This window comes from Sorangium sp. So ce362 (genome assembly GCF_051519845.1).
In the GTDB taxonomy this organism is placed as follows: domain Bacteria; phylum Myxococcota_A; class Polyangia; order Polyangiales; family Polyangiaceae; genus Sorangium.
This window is the reverse complement of the sequence record NZ_CP150332.1, coordinates 2,646,364-2,664,189: the sequence shown is the minus strand read 5'-3', so window position 1 is coordinate 2,664,189 and position 17,826 is coordinate 2,646,364. Positions and strand designations below refer to the sequence as shown.

The following is a 17,826-nucleotide window of genomic DNA, read 5'->3' as shown; positions in this document are numbered from 1 at the left end:
GTCTACTTGACTCGACCGTCGCTCCGCGGTCCCCTCGGCAGCGTGATCTGCGATGTGTGCGGTCGCGACAACGCGGGCGATCTGACGTTCTGTCAGGATTGCGGCCGACGGCTCAAGGTGCGCGAGGCGCGCGTCGCCCCGCCGACGCCGCCGAGCGGCCTGCCGCAGGTGTCGCTCCCGGCCGTGGCGGCGCCCGCGCAGGGCGACGCGCCGCCGGCGAACGACGCCCGCGCGAGCGCCCGGGCGCCGGGCGCTCGCGGCGCCCCGGGGCGCCTTCGCCCGGAGGCGCCGGTGTTCTCGTTCAGCCCGATCGGCTCGGCGAGGACGGAGCCCGCGATGCCGGCGATGCACGGCCGCGCGGAGATCACCGCCCGTCCGGCGCGCGAGGGCGCCGCGACGCCGGCCGCGGGCGCGCTGGACAGCGCCATCCAGATGGCGCCGGCGCTGCAAGGGCCGAGGATCACCGGCCGGGGCGACGCGCCGGTGCCCGCGGCGATCGCGACCCCCTCGATCACCGAGGCGCTGCTGGGGCTCTCCTGCCCGAGCTGCGGCGTGGACAACCCGCCGGGCTACCGCTTCTGCGTGACGTGCGGCGCGCCGCTCCACCGGAAGGACGGCGCCGCGCCGGCGGGCGCACCGCAGCCGGCGAGCGTCGCGTCGAGGAGGGGGAGGGGCGGCGAGCCGGACGCCGCGCTCTCCCCTGCCGCGCCGGACGTGGCGCCCCCGCCGCTCGAGGAGACGGGGACGACGGCGCGGGGGGTCCAGGACGCTGCGCTCCGGCACGCGCCTCCGCCCGAGGCCGCGCCTCCGCCCGAGGCCGCGCCTCCGCCCGGATCGGGATCGCGCGACGAGCGCCCCGGCGGCGGGGACACGCAGCGGCAGAGCCCCGGCGCCTCGCCGCCGGGCCGAGCGGCGTCTCCTCCGCTGCCCCCCGTCGCCCTGCCGCCCCCACGGCTGCCCCCTCCGGCGACCAGCGGGAACCCCCTCGACAAGATCGTCGGCTCGCCGGTGCTCGACATCGCGTCGTCGCGCCAGACGCCGACCCCGCCGATCGAGTGTGCGCGCTGCCATGGCCAGTGCCTTTCGGGCACGCGGTTCTGCAAGTACTGCGGGGCGCCGCTCGACGGCGAGCGGCCGGTCTCCGAGCGCCCGTCCCGGGCCGCCGCCGACCGCCCGCAGCCTGCGCCCTCGCCCGTCCCGGAGGTCGGGCGCGCCCCGCCGCGGCCGCCGCAGGGCGACGCCGCCGGGCCGAGCTCGATCGAGACGGGCAGCACGCCGCCGCCCTCCCAGGCGCCGCTCGCTCCGCTGCGGGCGTCCTATTCGGTGCGCCCGCCGGCGTGGGTCCCGACCGACACGCGGCCGACCCGGGCGCCCGAGGGCAAGCTCATCGTGATCGTCGAAGACGGGACCGAGGGAAAAAGTTTTTCCCTCACCGGCTCGCAGATCGACATTGGCCGCAGCGAGGGGGATATCGTCCTCGAGGACGACCTGTACGTCTCGCCGCGGCACGCCCGGATCATTCCGCAGAGCGGGTCCTGGGTTCTCCGCGACCTGGGCAGCGTCAACCGCATCTACCTGCGCATCCGGAAGACGCACCCCCTTCGAGATGGCGACTTGCTCCTCCTGGGCCTCGAGGTGTTACAGTTTCAGACCGTGAACGACGGGGAGCGAGGCCTCGGCCATGCCATCCAGCATGGAACGTTGCTGTTTGGCTCGCCCGCCATCCACCGGCGGGCGAGACTTTGCCAGCGGACGGTGGAGGGCGTGACGCGAGACGTGTACCACCTCTACCGGGATGAGACGGTGATCGGACGGGAGACGGGAGACATCGTGTTCACGGCCGATCCGTTCCTCTCGCGACGCCACGCCGCCATCCGGAGGAACCCGGCCACGGGGGAGTACGCGCTCACCGACCTGGAGTCGTCGAACGGGACGTACGTCGCCATACGCGAGGACGTCAGCCTCCTGGATCGCGATTTCGTGCGCATCGGGCAGCACCTGTTCCGCGTGGATCTCTCCCGATGAGCGACCAGACCGTCCGCGAAACGCCGACCGATGCGCTGGAAGTCGAGGGGCTCCCGAGCGCGGCGTCGGTAGGGACCGACTCGAGCAGCAACGCGGGCAAGGCCCTTGGTGACTCCCCGCACGGCGCCGCGTCGCTCGAGTCCGGCAAGGCGGGGTCTCTGGAAGCAGGCAAGCCCGTGAACTGGAAGCCGCCCACGCCGCCCAAGATGCGCTCGGCCGTGAACGCCGCGCGCGAGCAGAAGGCTGGCATCGCCGTGAAACCCATGAAAGCGCCCAGCGCCCCGAGCCCCGACAAGGTCGGGAGGAAGCTCCCCCCACCGCCGCGGGTGCGGCTCACCGCCGGCGGGCTGCGCGACGACGACGCGGATGGAAGCGCGACGAGGTCGTCGGACGACCTCGCGGACGCGGCGATCCCCGACGCGCCGCCGGCCGCCGCTCAGGCGCAGGCCGCCCGCGCGGCCCCGGCGATCGCCACGTCGCGCAACGACGGCGCGCTCGACGAGCCCCCCGCCGCGGAGGCCGCCGTCGGCGACGGCTCGACCGGGCGCCCCCTTGCGGGCGAGGCGACGGCGGGCCGCGAGCCGGCCGAGGGCGCGCAGCGCCCCGACGACATGGACAGCGAGGCAGCAACGCCGGCCGAGCCGCAACGACCCGAGGTCGTGCTGCGGCTGTTCGGCCGGACCGACGTGGGTCAGGTCCGCGAGCACAACGAGGACAACTTCATCGTCGCGGATCTCACCAAGGCGAGCCGCGGCCTGATGGAGATGGACCGCTACCAGGTGGTCGGCGAGCGCGGCGCGCTGCTCGGCGTGTGCGACGGCATGGGCGGCGCCGCGGCCGGCGAGGTCGCGAGCCAGCTCGCGGTCGACATCATCTACCAGCGGATGAGCGCCGGCGGCCCCCCGCAGGACCACGACGAGCTCGCGGCGCGGCTTGTGCAGTCGATCGAGGCCGCGGGCCTCAGGATCTTCAGCGAGGCGAAGCTCGATCGGACCCGGCGGGGGATGGGGACCACCTCGACCATCGCCGCGCTCATGGACGATCACCTGTTCCTCGGCCAGGTCGGCGACAGCCGCGCGTACGTCCTGCGCGGCGATCGGCTCGTGCAGGTGACGCGCGATCAGTCGCTCGTGAACCAGCTCATCGAGGCCGGCCAGCTCACGGAGGAGGAGGCCGAGACCTTCGAGCACAACAACATCATCCTCCAGGCGCTCGGCACGGCGGACTCGGTGCAGGTCGACCTCACCTTCGTGGAGCTCAAGCGGGGCGACACGCTGATGCTCTGCTCCGACGGGCTCTCGGGCATGGTGCGGAACGAGGAGATCCGCGAGGTGCTGCGGACCGTCGACGATCCGATCGAGGCCTGCAAGGTGCTGACGGATCGGGCCAACCAGGCCGGCGGCCACGACAACATCACGGTGGTCGTCGCGAAGTTCGACGGCGACGGGCTCGCCGAGGCGGACCTCGTGGACATCGAGGAGCTCCGTTACCAGAAGTACTCGCTGCCCGAGCACCTCCTGGCCCAGAACGCCGTCGCCTCCGAGCCGGCGCGCAAGGTGAAAGAGCTCGACGAGAAGAAGATCTCGCAGCGCCCCCCCTCACCGAAGTCGTGGCTGACCGGCGCAGACGGCGATCTGGGCGATGACGGCGACGACTACGACCCCGTCATCGCGGCGCTTCCCCCGGACGAAGCGCTGGAGGAGCGCAAGGCCCGCGCGCCCGTCCAGGGCGACGAGCCGATCATGATCCCGACCGACGGCGCGCCGCAGTGGCTCGTGATCTTGATGATCGTGAGCGCTGTCGCATGCGTTACCATCGCCGGCTACTACCTGCTCCGTTAGGGCGCGCGCAGCGCACGTGCGCGCGCCCCCAACCGCGATGCTGCGCAGCAACGACAAGCGCGGCCGGCAGACTCCGGCCGCACCGCAGGAAGGGTCCGCCCCGCGACGATCGGACGCGGACGGCCGCGTCGACGTGGAGACCGCGCAGCGCATCATCAGGGATGCCGTCGTGCAGGCGATGCAGCGCGAGGAGAAGGCGCTCGCGCTCGTGCGCGCCAAGGCGGACGAGGCGCAGCGCCGGGTGGCGCGCAACAACCTGCTCCTCGGGCTCGGCGTCGCCGCGGCGCTCGTCGCCGTGGGGGTGGCGGGCGTGGTCGCGTACCGGTCGCGCCAGGCGGCCGACGCGCTCGCGCGCGAGGTCGGGCTCGGGGTCACGCCCGCGGCGCGGCCATCGGGCGAGATCCCGGAGCAGGTGCTCTCGGGCCGCGCGATCTTCGAGCAGAACCGGCTGGCGCTCTACGTGATGGGCTACAAGGTGGACAACCGCATCGGCGGTTGCTGCTCGGCCTTCGCCATCGCGCCCGATCTGCTCGCCACGAACGCGCACTGCGTCCGCGACTGCCGCGCGCGCGGCGGCACCTCGATCGCCACGCAGAACGACTCGATGGGGAAGACCCGCCTCCGCATCGTCGCGATGTCGGCCCACCCTGCGTACAAGCCCGGGCAGGCGGGGGCCGGCTCGCCGGACGTCGCCCTGCTCCGCATCGACGGCAGGGCGTCGCACACGGTGAAGCTCGCGAACGACGCCGAGCTGCGGGCCATCGGGCCGGGCGACGACGCTTACGTCCTCGGCTTCCCCGGTCGCCTGATGGACCCGCTGAGCCCCTCGGCGACGTTCCTGGAGGGCCGCATCGGGCGGGTGACCGGCATCGACGAGGAGGCGACGACGCCGGACCGCGCCGTCCTCATCCAGCACGATGCGGTCACGCGCGGGGGCAACAGCGGGAGCCCCATCTTCAACCAGTACGGGCACGTGATCGGCATCCACGCCGCGCACATCGACGACGAGAACGACGTGACGATCGACGGGCGCAAGACGACGGTGACGCAGAGCTCGCCGTTCCGGATCGGGATGCGCATCGATCTGCTGAAGGGGGTCCCCGCGCCGTGATGCTGCGCGTCGTGCACACGTTCGGGCGCAACGCCGGGTCCGTGGAGCTCCATGACAGACGCGTGGTGCGCTTCGGTCGCGCGCCGGACAACGACGTCGTGTTCGACCCGAACCACGATCGCGACGCGAGCAGCCACCACGCCGAGGCGCGCCTCGAGGCGGCGGGCTGGGTGCTCTACGACCTCGACAGCCGCAACGGGACCTACGCGGGCGGGCAGCGGATCAAGCGGCACCCGATCGCCTCGGGCGATGAGCTCACCTTCGGCACGAAGGGCCCGCGGGTGCGGCTCGAGCTCGTCGAGCGACATGCGCCGGGATCGCCGCATGCGCACGCGCCGCCGCCTCACCCCGCGCCCGCCGCGTACCCCGCGCCCGCCGCGTACCCCGCGCCCGCCGGCTATCCCTCGCCCGCCGCTGCCTATCCCTCGCCCGCCGCTGCCTATCCCTCGCCCGCCGCTGCCTATCCCTCGCCCGCCGCTGCCTATCTCGCGCCCACCGCGGCCCCCCCGGCACCGGCCGCGGGCTGCCCCGCGCCCACCGCGGCCCACTCCGGGCACGTCGCCGCCGCGCCGCCGGCCGGCGCCCGGCGGGTCGGCGAGCGGACGATCGCCATGATGATCTCCTCGGCCGTCTCGGCCGCCACGGGGCGCGCGAAGCCCCGCGGCACCGTCGAGATCAACGCCATGCTCCACAAGGAGGTGCGCGCCGCGACCGCCGGCCAGCGCCGCACGACCTACGTCCTCGCCCTGCTCCTGGTGGTCGCGCTCGCGAGCCTCGCCGGGCTCATCGTTTATAACCGCTCCTCCCACGACGAGATCAGCCAGCTCCGCGCCGAGCTCGCGCGCCTCCCGCCGGAGGACCCGCGGCGCAAGGAGATCGAGCGCCGCCTCGGCACGCTTCACCCCTCGAACGCGAACTTCGGGCGCAACCTCCACGACCGCGTCAGAAAGGGGATCTTCATGCTCGCCTCGGGGCGCGAGGGGTTCTGCACGGCGTTCGCGGTGCGGCCCTCCATCCTCGTGACGAACGCGCACTGCATCTCCGCGGCCAAGCGCCGCGGCGGCGCGATCGTGGCGCTCGAGAACGAGGGCCGGGGCCAGATAAGCTTCGCCGTGACCAGCATGCGGCCACACCCCCTGTACCGCGAGAGCGCGGACCAGCTCACCCCGGACATCGGGATCGTGTCGATCACCGGGCGCGCCGCCGCCGTCCTGGAGCTCGCCACCCGGGAGGAGCTCGCCGCGGCCGGCGCGGGCGACGACGTGTACCTGATCGGCTTCCCCGAGCGCCTCACGGACGCCGCGAACCCCGTCGCCACCTTCCTGGCCGCCAACATCGGCCGGACCACCGGCGCGAACGGGCGGCCCGCGGCCGCGGCCGACGCCTGGCTGATCCAGCACGACGCCCGCAGCACGAGCGGCATGAACGGGAGCCCCATCTTCAACGGCCAGGGCAAGGTCATCGGCATCAACGCCGGCGGCTACCTGGAGGGCAACGACGAGACGATCTCCGGCCAGAAGACGGAGGTGGTCAAGGCCTCCCCCTACAAGTTCGGGATGCGCATCGACCTGCTCGACGCCATCCTGCGCTGATCCCCGCGCGAGAGACATGCTCCGCCACGCGCTCCGCCGGCTCCTCTGGACGCTCCCCACCCTCGTCGGCGTCTCGCTGCTGACCTTCTTCGTGCTCTCCTTCGTCCCGGATCCCACGGACGATCCGCTCCTCGCCAGCTCCCTCTCCAGCGCGGAGCTCGCGCGGCTCCGCCGGGAGCGCTTCCTCGATCTCCCGCGCTTCATCAACCTGGAGCCGCGCGACGTGCGCCTGCGCGCCCTCGCGGCCGCGCAGGCCATCGCGGCCGGCGGCGACGGCGCGGCCGCCGCGGCCGAAGAGCTGCGGCGCCTCGGCGGCGCCGCGCTTCCGCACATCCTGCCGCTCGACGCGCTCGCGCCCGAGCCGCGCACCCGCGTCGCCCTCGCGCTCGCGCCGGTCGCGGCGCGGATGGGCCTGCCGCGCGCCGACGAGGCCGCCGATCCGGCGCACGCCGTCGCCTTCTGGACGCGCTTCTGGGACGACCGCGGCATCGAGTTCCGGAGCGCGTCGGTCCGGAGCGCGGTGCGGCGCCTGGTCCGCTACGGCTCCGCGTCGCGCGCCTCCGAGCTGCTCGAGCTCGACACGTTCGCCCTGCAGCCGGTGATCGCCGCGCTCCAGCCGCCGCGCGACGCGGCGACGCTCGCTCAGGCGCGCGCCCTCGTCGAGGTTGCGGCCCACATCGCGGAGATCGACGACCGCATCGCCCCGGGCGAGGACCTCGCGGAGGCCCGCGCGTGCGTCACGCGGTGGAAGTCCTTCTGGAACGTGTACCGCAGCGACTTCGAGGTGTTCTCCGGCCCGGCGCGGCTCGCGGCGACGGTGCTCGAGACCCGGTACGGCAAGTGGGCGCTCGGCGCGGTCACCCACCGCCTCGGCGTCGCGGCGACCGGCGAGCCGGTGCTCGACGAGCTCGCGCGGCGCGCGCCGGTCACGCTCACGCTCGTGTTCGGAGCGATCGCCCTCGCGTACGCCGTGGCCGTCCCGCTCGGCGCGCTGAGCGCGGCCTCGCGCGGTCGGCGGAGCGACTCCGCCATCGCGGCCGCCGTGCTCATCTTCGCCGTCCTCCCGACCGCCGTCGTGGCCGTGGCCGCCGCGCTGCTCTCGGGCGGCGCGCGGTCGCTGCTCCTGCCGACGTGCCTCATCGCGCTCTCGCTCATCGCCGCGCCGACGCGGCAGCAGCGCGCCGCGCTCGTCGCCGTCCTCACGCAGGACTTCATCCGGGCCGCGCGGGCGCGCGGCGCCGGCACCGCGCGCGCCATCGCCGTCCACGGCCTGCGCAACGCCGCGCTCCCGGTCGTGACGCTCGCCGTGCTGGAGCCCCCGATGGCGCTCGGCGGCGCCTTCGTCGTGGAGCGCGTCTTCGAGCTCCACGGGCTCGGCGAGCTCACCCTGCTCGCCGTGCAGGCGCGCGACGTGAGCTGGCTCATGGCCATCTCCATCGGCGCCGCCGGCATCGCCGCGCTCGGCGTGATCGCGACCGATCTCGCCTACGTGCTCGTCGATCCGCGGCTCGGCCCGGCGGTGCTCTCGCGGAGGAACGGGGCGTGACCCACGCCGCGGCGTTCCTCCGCCGGATGGTCGGCAGCAAGCGGGTCGCCGCGGGCACCGTCCTGCTCGGCGTGCTCGCGCTGCTCGCGATCTTCGCCGAGCTCCTCGCCGCCCCTGCGCCGATCGCCCGGTTCGGGTCGGACGGCGCCGAGATCCTGCCCGCGGTCACCGACGCCGCGGAGCTCGAGTCGCTCACCGAGGCCGAGCTCCGGGTGCGCTTCGAGGTGGGCGTCGCGATCTGGCCGCCCATCCGCTACGGCCCGGAGCAGCGCACCGACGCCGGCCCGAACGCGTCGCCCTCGCTCGACCACCCGCTCGGCACGGACTTCGAGAGCCGCGATCTCGCCGCGCGGCTCATCTACGGCGCGCGCACCGCGCTCGGCCTGTCGCTCAGCGCGGTGCTCGTGGGCATGTTCCTCGGCGTCGTGCTCGGCGGGCTCGCCGGCACGCTGCGCGGCGTCTGGAACGACGGCCTCGTCCGCCTCGTCGAGACGGTCGACACCTTCCCGGTGATCCTCGTCGTGGCGATCGTGCGCGCCATCGAGCGCGAGCCCTCCGCGCTGTCGCTGGTGCTCGCGGTCGCGCTCGTCCGCTGGGCGGAGATCGCGCGCCTCGTGCGCGCCGAGGTGCTGCGGGCGTCGAGCGAGGAGTACGTGATGGCCGCGCACGCGCTCGGCAGCACCCGGCTGCGCGTCTTCTACCGCCACATCCTCCCGAACGCGCTCGGCCCCACGATCGTGAGCTCCGTGCTCGGCGTGGCCTCCGTGGTCCTGCTCGAGGCGGCGATCTCGTTCCTCGGGATGGGCGCGCCCTCCCGCGTGGCGTCGTGGGGGGAGACGCTGGGCCAGGCGGCGCGGCACCCGAGCGAGATCCGGCTGCTCGTGTTCCCCGGGCTGCTGCTCCTGGCGACGGTCGGCGGCTCCTACCTCATCGCCGACGCGCTGCGCGACGCCGTCGACGCGCGCACCGTGCGCGCGCGGATGCCGCGCTGAGGGCGCGGGCAGCTGGACGGAGCGCCCGCGGCCGGCGGCGCGGCCGCCCGGGGGCGCCCTGCGCCGAGATGGCGCCGAGGTAGCGCCGAGATTTCGCCGAAATCGGCCTCATCTCCGCGATCTCGGCGGCGGGGGCCTCGCGCCACTCGATCTCGATGGAAAGGCCCGCTATGAATTCGCCCGCCATGGCTGTTCCCGAGATCAGCGAGCAGGAGTTCGAGCGCGAGGTGCTCCGCAGCGAGTTGCCCGTGCTCATCGATTTCACCGCCACCTGGTGCGGGCCGTGCAAAACGGTCGCGCCGGAGGTCGACGCCATCGCGCGCGAGCTCGAAGGCAAGGCCAAGGTGGTCAAGGTCGACATCGACCGGTCGAAGCGCATCGCCACCACGCTGCGCATCCAGTCCGTCCCGACGTTCATGGTCTTCCACCGGGGCCGCCCGGTGGCCGCCGAGCAGGGCGTCCTCAACCGCAAGCAGCTCCGCGAGCTCCTCGATCCATTCCTCCCGCGCGCCGAGGGCGCCATCCGGGCGGTCGAGCTGGCGCAGCTGATCCGCGAGGGTCAGGTGGTCGCCGTCGACACGCGCGAGGGCCCCGCGTACGGCCGCGCCCATATCCCCGGCGCGGTGCACATCCCGCTGGACGAGATCGAGGGCCGGCTCGCCGAGCTCCACATGCTGACCGGCGCGCCGGTCCTCTACTGTCGCTCCGGCGACAAGTCGAAGGATGTGGCCACGAAGCTCGCCCAGGAGGGCGTCCCCGTCGCGTTCCTCGAGGGCGGCTTTCTCTTGTGGGAAGCCGAGGCGCTGCCGATCGAGCGCCCCGACTGAGCGCGCCTTCGCGCGTCCAGCCGGGCGAGCGCGCGTCACGGAGGCAAGCGCGCGGCGCTGCGGCGGGGCGTCACCGCTCGGCGGCCGGCGGCGTCACCCCTTGGCGGCCGCGAGCGCCGCCGAGACGACCTCGCGCACCGGCACGCCGTGCGTCCTCGCCGCCGCGGCGCAGTCGTCGAACTCCGGCTTGATCTGCGGCGGGCCGAACGGCCCCTCGCTGATCTTCACCCGGATGGCGCCGTACGCGGTCTTCACGGTCGTGATCCGCCGCGGCCGCTCCGTGCGGGCGACCGGGATCTTCCGGAGCCCGATGCTGGTCGTCTCGCGGAGCAGCGCCGTCGCGACGGCATCGGCCTGGGGGGCGGCGGCGAGCGCCGCGATCGTCAGCGCGGGCCGCCCTTTCTTCATCGTGATCGGCGCCGCCCACGCGTCGAGCGCGCCCGCCGCGAACAGCGCCTCGATCGCGTGCCCTGCCACCTCGCCCGTGAGGTCGTCGACGTTCGCCTCGACGATCACGTGCGATGCGCTGCCGAGGCTCTCTTCCCCGCCAGAGCGCGTTCCCAGGACGACCCGCAGCAGGTTGGGGCGGTCCGGCAGCTCTCGCTGGCCGGCGCCGAAGCCGATCCGGTCGGGCGCGAACGTCGGCCAGCGCTCGAACCGGGTCGCCAGCGCGGCGATGATGGCCGCGCCTGTGGGCGTGACAAGCTCGGCGTCGAGCTCCACGCCGTACGTCGGGACGCCGCGGAGGCAAGCGACCGCGGCAGGCGGAGGCAGCGGGAGGATCCCGTGCCGCGCCTTGACGAACCCGCGGCCCATGGGCAGCGGCGATCCGACGACCTCCGCCCCGATGTGCGCGATGGCCGCGGCGGCGCCCACGATGTCGACGATCGCGTCGACGGCGCCGACCTCATGGAAGTGCACGTCTTCCAGGCGGATCCGGTGCACGGCGGCCTCCGCCTCGCCGAGGCGCCGGAAGATCCGGCGCGCCAGCGCGGCGACGGGCGGATCGAGCGGCGCTGCGGCGAGCATGGCGTCGATGGATCCGTAGGTGCGCTCCGGCTGCGGCGTCTCGACGTGCACGTCGAACGAGGTCGCCACGATGCCGCTCCGGTGGGCGTGCCCACGGTGCAGGTGGAATCCCTCGATGGGCAGCGCCGCGACGGCGCGCTCGATGACGAGGAGCGGCACCCCGAGATCGAGCAGCGCGGCGATGGTCATGTCGCCCGCGATCCCGCTGAACGCGTCGAAGAACAGGATCTTGCCGGCGCCCGCGCCTTCCTCGAGGAGCGGCGTGCGCGGGTGATCATGCCCGTGCTCGTGTGCAGGGTCGTGCGCGTGCTCGTGATCATGCGCGTGCCCGTGCCCGTGCTCGTGCTCGTGCGCGTGCGCATGATCATGCGCGTGCGCGTGATCATGCGCGTGCCCGTGCGCATGATCATGCCCGTGCTCGTGTGCATGATCATGCCCGTGCGCATGGTCGTGCCCGTGATCGTGCCCGTGTCCCATATCTCGCCTGCTCCGTTCGCCGGGCGCCTGCGCTGTGCGGCGCTCCCGCGGTCGCGCTCGTCCCGCGCTCACTCCTTCGGCAACATGCGATGCACCACCATCGCCGCGCCGAAGCCGCTGTCGATGTTGACCACGGCGACGCCGGAGGCGCACGACGTGAGCATGGAGAAGAGCGCGGTGAAGCCGCTCAGCGCCGCGCCATAGCCGACCGAGGTCGGGACCGCGACGACCGGGGCGGCCACGAGCCCGCCGACCACGCTCGGCAGCGCGCCCTCCATACCCGCGACCACGATCACGGCGGACGCCTTGCGCAGCTCCTCGATGCGATGGAGGAAGCGATGCAGCCCCGCCACCCCGACGTCGTACAGCCGCTTCGCTTCGAGCCCCACGGCACGCAGCGTCTCGATGGCCTCCTCGGCGACCGGGAGATCGCTCGTGCCCGCGGTGACGACCGCGACCGGCCCGGTGGCGCGCTTCGGCGTGGGCGCGACCTCGATGCTGCCGGTCCGCGCCAGGGGAACATAGCGAAACGCCGGCAAGAGCGACGCCACCGCCTCGCCCTTCGCGGCGTCGATCCGGGTCACGAGCACGTTCTGCCCGGCCCTCGCGATCTCCTGGGCGATCAGAGCGATCTGCTCCGGCGTCTTCCCTTCGCCGAAGATCACCTCGGGCACGCCCTGCCGGAGCGCGCGGTGGTGATCGACGGTCGCGACGCCCAGGTCCCGGAAAGGCAGGCCTCGGAGCGCCTCCAGCGCCTCCTCGACGGCGAGCTCGCCGGTTCGAACGCGCTCAAGCATCTCCCGGACGAGGCGCGGCTCCATGTGCGCAGCCGCTTAGCGCGGCGGCGCGGCCAGGGCAAACGTTCCGCCCCGTCCGCCCGTCCCCCTGGCTGGCCGGGCGAGCGCCTGTACGCCTCCGGAAGCTCGGCGCGCGCGCGTGCTCCTCGGACGCAGGCCCCACTAAAATCTTCCAGTCTCTTTGCGCAAGAGGGGGCGACAGGGCTACTTTCGGCGCCGCGTGCCCGCCTTCGTCGCTCCCTTCGTCGGCTTTGCTCTCGGCGCGCTGCTCGCCTGGTTCAGCGCGGCAGCCCCTCACCGCCCAGGCGCGCTGCGCGCGGCGGAGGCTCGGCTCGCGCCCGGCCCGCGCGATCGGCCGCTCGCCCTCGTCTTCCTGTTCGCCGTCCTCGTCTTCGCCCCGGTCTGCGCCTACTTCCTCGTCTTCGCGCCCGACTGGAGCTTCGCGTACCTCGTCGACACCGGCCGGATCCCGTCCGCCGTCGACCTCGTGCTGCTCCTCCTCGACGTCGCCTCGGTGCCCGCCGGGTTCGCCGCCGCGCAGCGCTTCGCCGCGAGCGCCGGCGGCAGGCCGACCGCGCAGCGATCGGTCCGTGCGCTGGCCATCTTCTCCGGCGGTCCGCTCGCGATCGCCCTGATCGCCGTCATCGCCCTGTCCCGGCGCCTCGCGATCGACGGCACCTACCGGCAGGTCGAGGGCGACTTCGGCGTCCACCCGGTCGCCGGCGGTCCGCTCGGCTACGCGCTCCTCTGGATGCACACCATGCTCGCCGCCGGATTCGCGGTCACCGTGAGCGCCCTCCTCCGGCGCGAGCCGCCGGGCGGCGGGCAGAAGGCCGGGCCCCCCCTCGGCCCGAGCCCCCGCGCCGTCCCCAGCGAGCCGGCGCCCGCGGCCGATCCGCCCCAGCCCGCCTCGACGCGCCCGCAGCGCCGGCTCGGCCTCGGCAAGGGCGGCCGCTCCAACCGGCCGGGCTGAGACGCATCCCGCGGGCACGGCCGGCCGCGTCACCGCGTCGACGGAGCCACCGCGGTGGCAGGCCGCGTCACCGCGTTGACGGAGCCACCGCGCTCCACCACCCTGTCGCCCCATGTCCGAACGAGCCCGCATGGATCAGCAGATCGCAGAACTGACGGAGCTGGCCGAGCAGGTGGTGACCCGCGCCAGGAAAGGCGGCGCCGACGTCGCGGAGGCAATCGCCCGCTCCGGCTCCGAGCTCACCACCAAGGTGCGCCTCGGCGAGCCCGAGCTCGTCGAGGAGGCCGTCCACAAGGGCCTCGGCATGCGGATCATCAAGAAGCAGCGCGTCGCGCTGACCTCGACCTCCGACCTCACGCCCCGCGGCCTCGATCGGTTCGTCGCGGACGCGCTGGAGCTCGCCGACATCTCGCAGGAGGACGAGTTCGCCGGCCCCGCCGATCCGGAGCTCATCGCCAAGGGGAGCTTCCCCGCGCTCGATCTCTATGATCCCTCGGGCGGAGAGGTCACGGCAGCGCAGGCCATCGACATCGCGCGCCGGGGCGAGCAGGCCGCGCGCGACGCCGACCCCCGCATCACGAACAGCGAGGGCGCGACGTTCTCGCGGAGCGCGGGCGCCTACGCCCTCGTCCTGTCCGGCGGGTTCCGCGGCGGCATCGCCGGCTCGTACGCGCAGCTCGTCGTCTCTCCGATCGCCGACGACAACGGCGACAAGAAGCGCCGCGGCTTCTACTTCACCGGCCGACGCCACCTCGCGGACCTGGACGCCCCGGACGCCGTCGGCCGCGAGGCGGCCCGCCGGACGCTGCGCAAGCTCGGCGCCCGCAAGGTAGCGACCTGCGAGGCGCCCGTCGTCTTCGACCCGGACGTCGCCCGCTCGATGCTCGGGCTGCTCGGTTCCTGCATCATGGGCAGCGCGGTCTGGCGCAAGTCGAGCTACCTCGTCGGCCGCGAGGGGACGCGCGTCGCCAGCGATCTCATCACGATCGTCGACGACCCCCTGATCCCGCGCGCTCCCGGCTCGCGCCCGTTCGACGGCGAGGGCCTCCTGGCCAGGCGCAACGTCGTGGTCGAGCAAGGCATCCTGAAGACCTACCTCTGCGACAGCTACAGCGCCCGGAAGCTCAAGCGCCCCTCGACCGGCAGCGCCTCGCGCGGCGGCGGCGGCGGCGTCGGCCCCTCCACCTCGAACTTCATCCTGCAGCCCACCTCCACGCCGGCGGACGAGATCGTGCGCTCCACGCCGCGCGGGCTGTACGTCACCGAGATGATGGGCTTCGGCTTCAACTCCGTGACCGGCGACTTCTCCCGGGGCGCCGCCGGCTTCTGGATCGAAAATGGTGAGATATCTTACCCCGTTAGCGAGGTCACGATCTCGCTGAACCTCGACGAGCTCTTGCAGCGGATCGACGCCGTCGGAAGCGACCTGGATCTCCGGACGGCAACGTCCTCTCCGACCTTCCGGGTCTCGGCCATGACCATCGCCGGAAGCTGAGCCGCTTCCGTTCGAGGAGCCGCGCTCCTCGGGCTCTTCGTTTTCAGCTCATCCAGCAGGCGCAGGAGCGGACTCGGCAGCAGGGTTGCGAGCGACCCCTCAACCGGCCCCGGGTTGTGCTGCGGGAGGGGGGGATTCTGTCCTCAGCGGGTCGCTCTGCAGTGCTGCGTCCTTTGGCGGGTCACCTGCCCGCCGCCCGCGGCCGTCCTCGCCGAGCCTCTCCTGCTGGCGTAGGACGGCCGGGGCCCTCGCTCAGCGCGAGGACCCGCCTGCGGCCAGGCTCCGCGGGGGCTCTTCCGGGGCCCCGCCGGCGGCCGCCTGAAGCGGCGCTCCAGGCTGCGCGGCCGCTTCGGGCATCAGGAACGCCTTCAGCTGCTGCGCGTCGTTGCGGCCGATCCTGCCCACGAACGAGGGCAGGCTGATCGGCTCGTCCGCCAAGGCGACGAACGTCCCCTGGGAGTTCGCTCGGTGGAGCGCCTCGAAGAGAGAGGTGACGTCCACGTCGCTGGACACCGCCCGAACGTCGACGATGTACACGTCCGCGGGGTCCGCCCCCGCGAAGATCAGCGCGTCGTACGGGTGGCTCGCGTGCCGGATGGGCACGCCTTCCCCCAGGGATCGCGCCACGTGGGCCATCGTGTCCTTGCTCCCGATGGCCATCATCGACTTGGAGGTCGCCTTGGCGAGCTCCCGGGGCACCGAATAACCCCATGCACGGAGGAACTCAGCCACATCTGCCGCCTTGAAGCGCAAGTGTCTCCCTGGCGTACGAAAATGGGCAATCCTCCCTCGATCTACCCAGTTATGGATTGTCTTCAAGTCGACCTCGCACAAGGCTGCGAGGTCCGATGCCGTCAACAGCTTTTCACGAACACCAGCCATCGCCGAACTCCACGCGAAAGGCACCTGCCGCACAGCTCGCGTTCACAGCGCGGCAGCGTCTCCTCAGGTGGCGGCCCCCCCCACCCGTCTGTCTACTCGATTGAAACCTAGCTCTCATAGACGGGTCCGTCACCCGCTTTGCTCGAATTTTCTCGGCCCCTCGGAGAGATCGCCCTGTACGGAGGCGAACTCCCCATCCTTCAGGGGATCTCCTGGTTCATTATGTTCACGCGACCGGGTGTCGGCCAGCTGGTCATGAAAGAGCCAACCGAACCATCGGGAGCGCGGGGCCCGACGCGGGCCAGGCTCATCCCCGCTTTCGGCCCGGGCGTGGCGGGCGACCTGGACAAGACTGCACCTCCTCCATCCATCAATTTGAGCGGTTCTCCCGAGTTGGACAGCCCATGGCTACCAAGTCTTGGCACACGGAGCAGGAGCGTGTCGGGAGGAGCCGGAGGATCGAGCTCATCATCGGAGACGAATCCCTCGTTGACGACCAGCGCGTACGCGCCGGGCTCCAGCGAAATAGAGGGCAATTCTGTCTCTCCACCCACATCGGCAAGGACATACCCTGTAAGGTCAGCTGGGACCCCACCGTCATTGTAGAGCTCGACCCACTCCTGTCCCGGCTCCGGCCCGACGGGATTTGCCAGCACCTCGTTGATGATCACGTGGGGCATGGGCGCGAGCGTCATGGTTGAGAACGTCCGTCGCTCCACGCGCCCGGCGTTATCGACGGTGGCCATGGCGAGCTCCACGGCCGTGAGGGGCGGCAAGGGGGCGAGGACGAACGGCTCGCCCGGCGCCAGGGCGAGGACTTCGTCCAGCCCCTCGCCCGCGATCGCCCAGAGCAGCGGCACATCCGGCGAACGGACGAGGATCCGATCATCGGCGATCCGAGCGCAACCCGGCCCCAGAGGCACCTCGTCCAGCGCGCACGCCGCCGCCACGGTGGGGAGGGGCTCCGATTCCAGCACAAACGGACGGGGATCGAGGCTCACGGCCGCCGGCTCGCCCGGGAACGCGACGGGCGGCCCCACGAAACGCAGCTCGTCCGCTTCGCCTGGCGCCGTGGGGAGCGGCGCTCCCTCGAAGCGCACGCAGCGCGCGCCGATGTCGTCGACGGCGCCGCGGCGCAGCTCGCCCGCCGTCCCGCTCGGCTCGAGGGTCACCGCGGCGACCGTCTCCGGGAGGGGCGTATCGCCGCACCACACGCCGAGGCCAAGGCTCGCCCCGACGCCGGGCGGCGGCCAGAGCCGCGGGAGCACCGGCAGTGAGCCTTCCGTGGCGATCTCGATGGTGTGCGAGAAGACAGGGCTGCCGCTCGCGACGACGTAGGTCTCGCCGGGCGCGAGCGGGGCGAGCGGGGCGACGGTCAGCGAGAGGTCGCCCGGGGGCGTCCCGTTCAGCCAGACGATCGACGGGACGACGCGCTCCAAGAGCGCCTTCGACAGCTCGCCTTGCTCTATCTGCCGGAGGTGCGCCGCGCCGATCTTGCCGCGGAGGAGCAGCGCACGCGCGGGATCGACGCCCTCGAGGGAGGCGCCCGGGAGGGGCACCCGCAGCCGCAGCACCGGAGGCGCTGCATGAAGCGGCGCTTCGGGCTCGATCTGGAGCTCGGGGGCTGCGGCTGCGGGGTCGGCGGTCTCGGGTTCCGCTTCCTCATGGAAGCGAGGGGGAGCCGCGAGCTCCGGCGCGCAGGACAGGGGCGAGGCCACGAGCGGCGCGAGCGCGAGGGGCAGGGCGCGGAGAGCGCGGGAGGTGCACGCGGGGCGAATCGGGGGGTGCTGGGTCATGACACGGAGTTCGGCGGGAGCTCGCCGCCGGTTGCTCGGCGTCGCTTTTTTTTTCGAGGCCGCTACCCTCGCCTCGCATGGCCCCCGAGGACATCAAGAAGCTCCGGCAGGAGCTTGGCTGCACGGCCCGCGAGCTCGCCGGAGCGCTGGGCATCGAGCAAGAGACGGTGCTCGCCTGGGAGCACGGCGACCTCTTTCCAACGAAGCGCTTCGTCGGGAGGATGGAGGAGCTGCGGCGCCAAGGTCCGGAGGCGATCCCCCGCAAGAAGAGGAAGCAGGCGACCGCCTCGCCGCTCCAGCTGCTCTCGGACCCCGAGCTCTGGCGGCTCTTCCGCAAGCTCCTCTCCCACCCCGAGCTGAGGAGCGCCGCGATAAAGCTGGCCGAAGCCTATCCGGACCCGACGGACGCTCCACCGTCGTGAGCGACGGGCCGATGCGCCTGA

The 17,826-nt window shown here is 73.1% G+C and carries 14 protein-coding genes; 10 read left to right on the top strand and 4 right to left on the bottom strand.

Annotation, left to right across the window (positions count from 1 at the left end):
* Positions 1 to 42 precede the first annotated feature (42 nt).
* From WMF17_RS10620 to trxA, 7 genes are all read left to right on the top strand, one after another.
* Entirely contained in the window at positions 43 to 2,025 is a 1,983-nt protein-coding gene (locus WMF17_RS10620) for an FHA domain-containing protein (RefSeq protein ID WP_437649195.1), read from the top strand.
* The gene (locus WMF17_RS10615) at positions 2,022 to 3,866 is read left to right on the top strand and encodes a Stp1/IreP family PP2C-type Ser/Thr phosphatase (protein WP_437601869.1); all 1,845 of its coding nucleotides are present in this window, start codon (positions 2,022 to 2,024) and stop codon (positions 3,864 to 3,866) included. The genes WMF17_RS10620 and WMF17_RS10615 overlap by 4 nt, the downstream gene beginning before the upstream one ends.
* Before the next feature lie 37 nt (positions 3,867 to 3,903).
* The gene (locus tag WMF17_RS10610; protein ID WP_437649194.1) at positions 3,904 to 4,977 is read left to right on the top strand and encodes a S1 family peptidase; all 1,074 of its coding nucleotides are present in this window, start codon (positions 3,904 to 3,906) and stop codon (positions 4,975 to 4,977) included.
* Positions 4,977 to 6,569, top strand: coding sequence for a trypsin-like peptidase domain-containing protein (locus WMF17_RS10605; protein ID WP_437604234.1), 1,593 nt, complete (start codon positions 4,977 to 4,979; stop codon positions 6,567 to 6,569). The genes WMF17_RS10610 and WMF17_RS10605 overlap by 1 nt, the downstream gene beginning before the upstream one ends.
* Positions 6,570 to 6,585: 16 nt before the next feature.
* Positions 6,586 to 8,115, top strand: a complete 1,530-nt coding sequence (locus tag WMF17_RS10600; RefSeq protein ID WP_437601867.1) for an ABC transporter permease — start codon at positions 6,586 to 6,588, stop codon at positions 8,113 to 8,115.
* Entirely contained in the window at positions 8,112 to 9,107 is a 996-nt protein-coding gene (locus WMF17_RS10595; RefSeq protein ID WP_437601866.1) for an ABC transporter permease, read from the top strand. The genes WMF17_RS10600 and WMF17_RS10595 overlap by 4 nt, the downstream gene beginning before the upstream one ends.
* A gap of 185 nt (positions 9,108 to 9,292) precedes the next feature.
* On the top strand, positions 9,293 to 9,934 hold the full coding sequence (gene trxA, locus WMF17_RS10590) for a thioredoxin (protein WP_437601865.1): 642 nt from the start codon (positions 9,293 to 9,295) through the stop codon (positions 9,932 to 9,934).
* Positions 9,935 to 10,027: 93 nt separating this feature from the next.
* Here trxA and larC read toward each other — a convergent pair whose 3' ends face one another.
* The gene (gene larC / locus WMF17_RS10585) at positions 10,028 to 11,440 is read right to left on the bottom strand and encodes a nickel pincer cofactor biosynthesis protein LarC (protein ID WP_437601864.1); all 1,413 of its coding nucleotides are present in this window, start codon (positions 11,438 to 11,440) and stop codon (positions 10,028 to 10,030) included.
* A gap of 68 nt (positions 11,441 to 11,508) precedes the next feature.
* Positions 11,509 to 12,261 carry a nickel pincer cofactor biosynthesis protein LarB gene (gene larB / locus WMF17_RS10580; RefSeq protein ID WP_437601863.1) on the bottom strand — a complete coding sequence of 251 codons (753 nt, stop codon included), beginning with the start codon at positions 12,259 to 12,261 and terminating at the stop codon, positions 11,509 to 11,511.
* Positions 12,262 to 12,457: 196 nt separating this feature from the next.
* Between larB and WMF17_RS10575 the strand changes: the two genes are divergently transcribed.
* Both WMF17_RS10575 and WMF17_RS10570 read left to right on the top strand, forming a co-directional pair.
* A complete protein-coding gene (locus WMF17_RS10575) occupies positions 12,458 to 13,210 on the top strand; it encodes a hypothetical protein (RefSeq protein WP_437649192.1) in 753 nt (250 codons plus the stop codon).
* 130 nt (positions 13,211 to 13,340) lie between these two features.
* Positions 13,341 to 14,705 (top strand): TldD/PmbA family protein, encoded by a 1,365-nt coding sequence (locus WMF17_RS10570; RefSeq protein WP_437601860.1) that lies wholly within the window; start codon positions 13,341 to 13,343, stop codon positions 14,703 to 14,705.
* 252 nt (positions 14,706 to 14,957) lie between these two features.
* Here the strand turns inward: WMF17_RS10570 and WMF17_RS10565 are convergent, their stop codons facing one another.
* Together WMF17_RS10565 and WMF17_RS10560 are read right to left on the bottom strand one after the other, a co-directional pair.
* A complete protein-coding gene (locus WMF17_RS10565) occupies positions 14,958 to 15,587 on the bottom strand; it encodes a helix-turn-helix domain-containing protein (protein ID WP_437651316.1) in 630 nt (209 codons plus the stop codon).
* 200 nt (positions 15,588 to 15,787) lie between these two features.
* A complete protein-coding gene (locus WMF17_RS10560; RefSeq protein ID WP_437649190.1) occupies positions 15,788 to 17,383 on the bottom strand; it encodes a lamin tail domain-containing protein in 1,596 nt (531 codons plus the stop codon).
* 77 nt (positions 17,384 to 17,460) lie between these two features.
* Between WMF17_RS10560 and WMF17_RS10555 the strand changes: the two genes are divergently transcribed.
* Positions 17,461 to 17,805, top strand: coding sequence for a helix-turn-helix domain-containing protein (locus WMF17_RS10555; protein ID WP_437601857.1), 345 nt, complete (start codon positions 17,461 to 17,463; stop codon positions 17,803 to 17,805).
* Positions 17,806 to 17,826 lie beyond the last annotated feature (21 nt).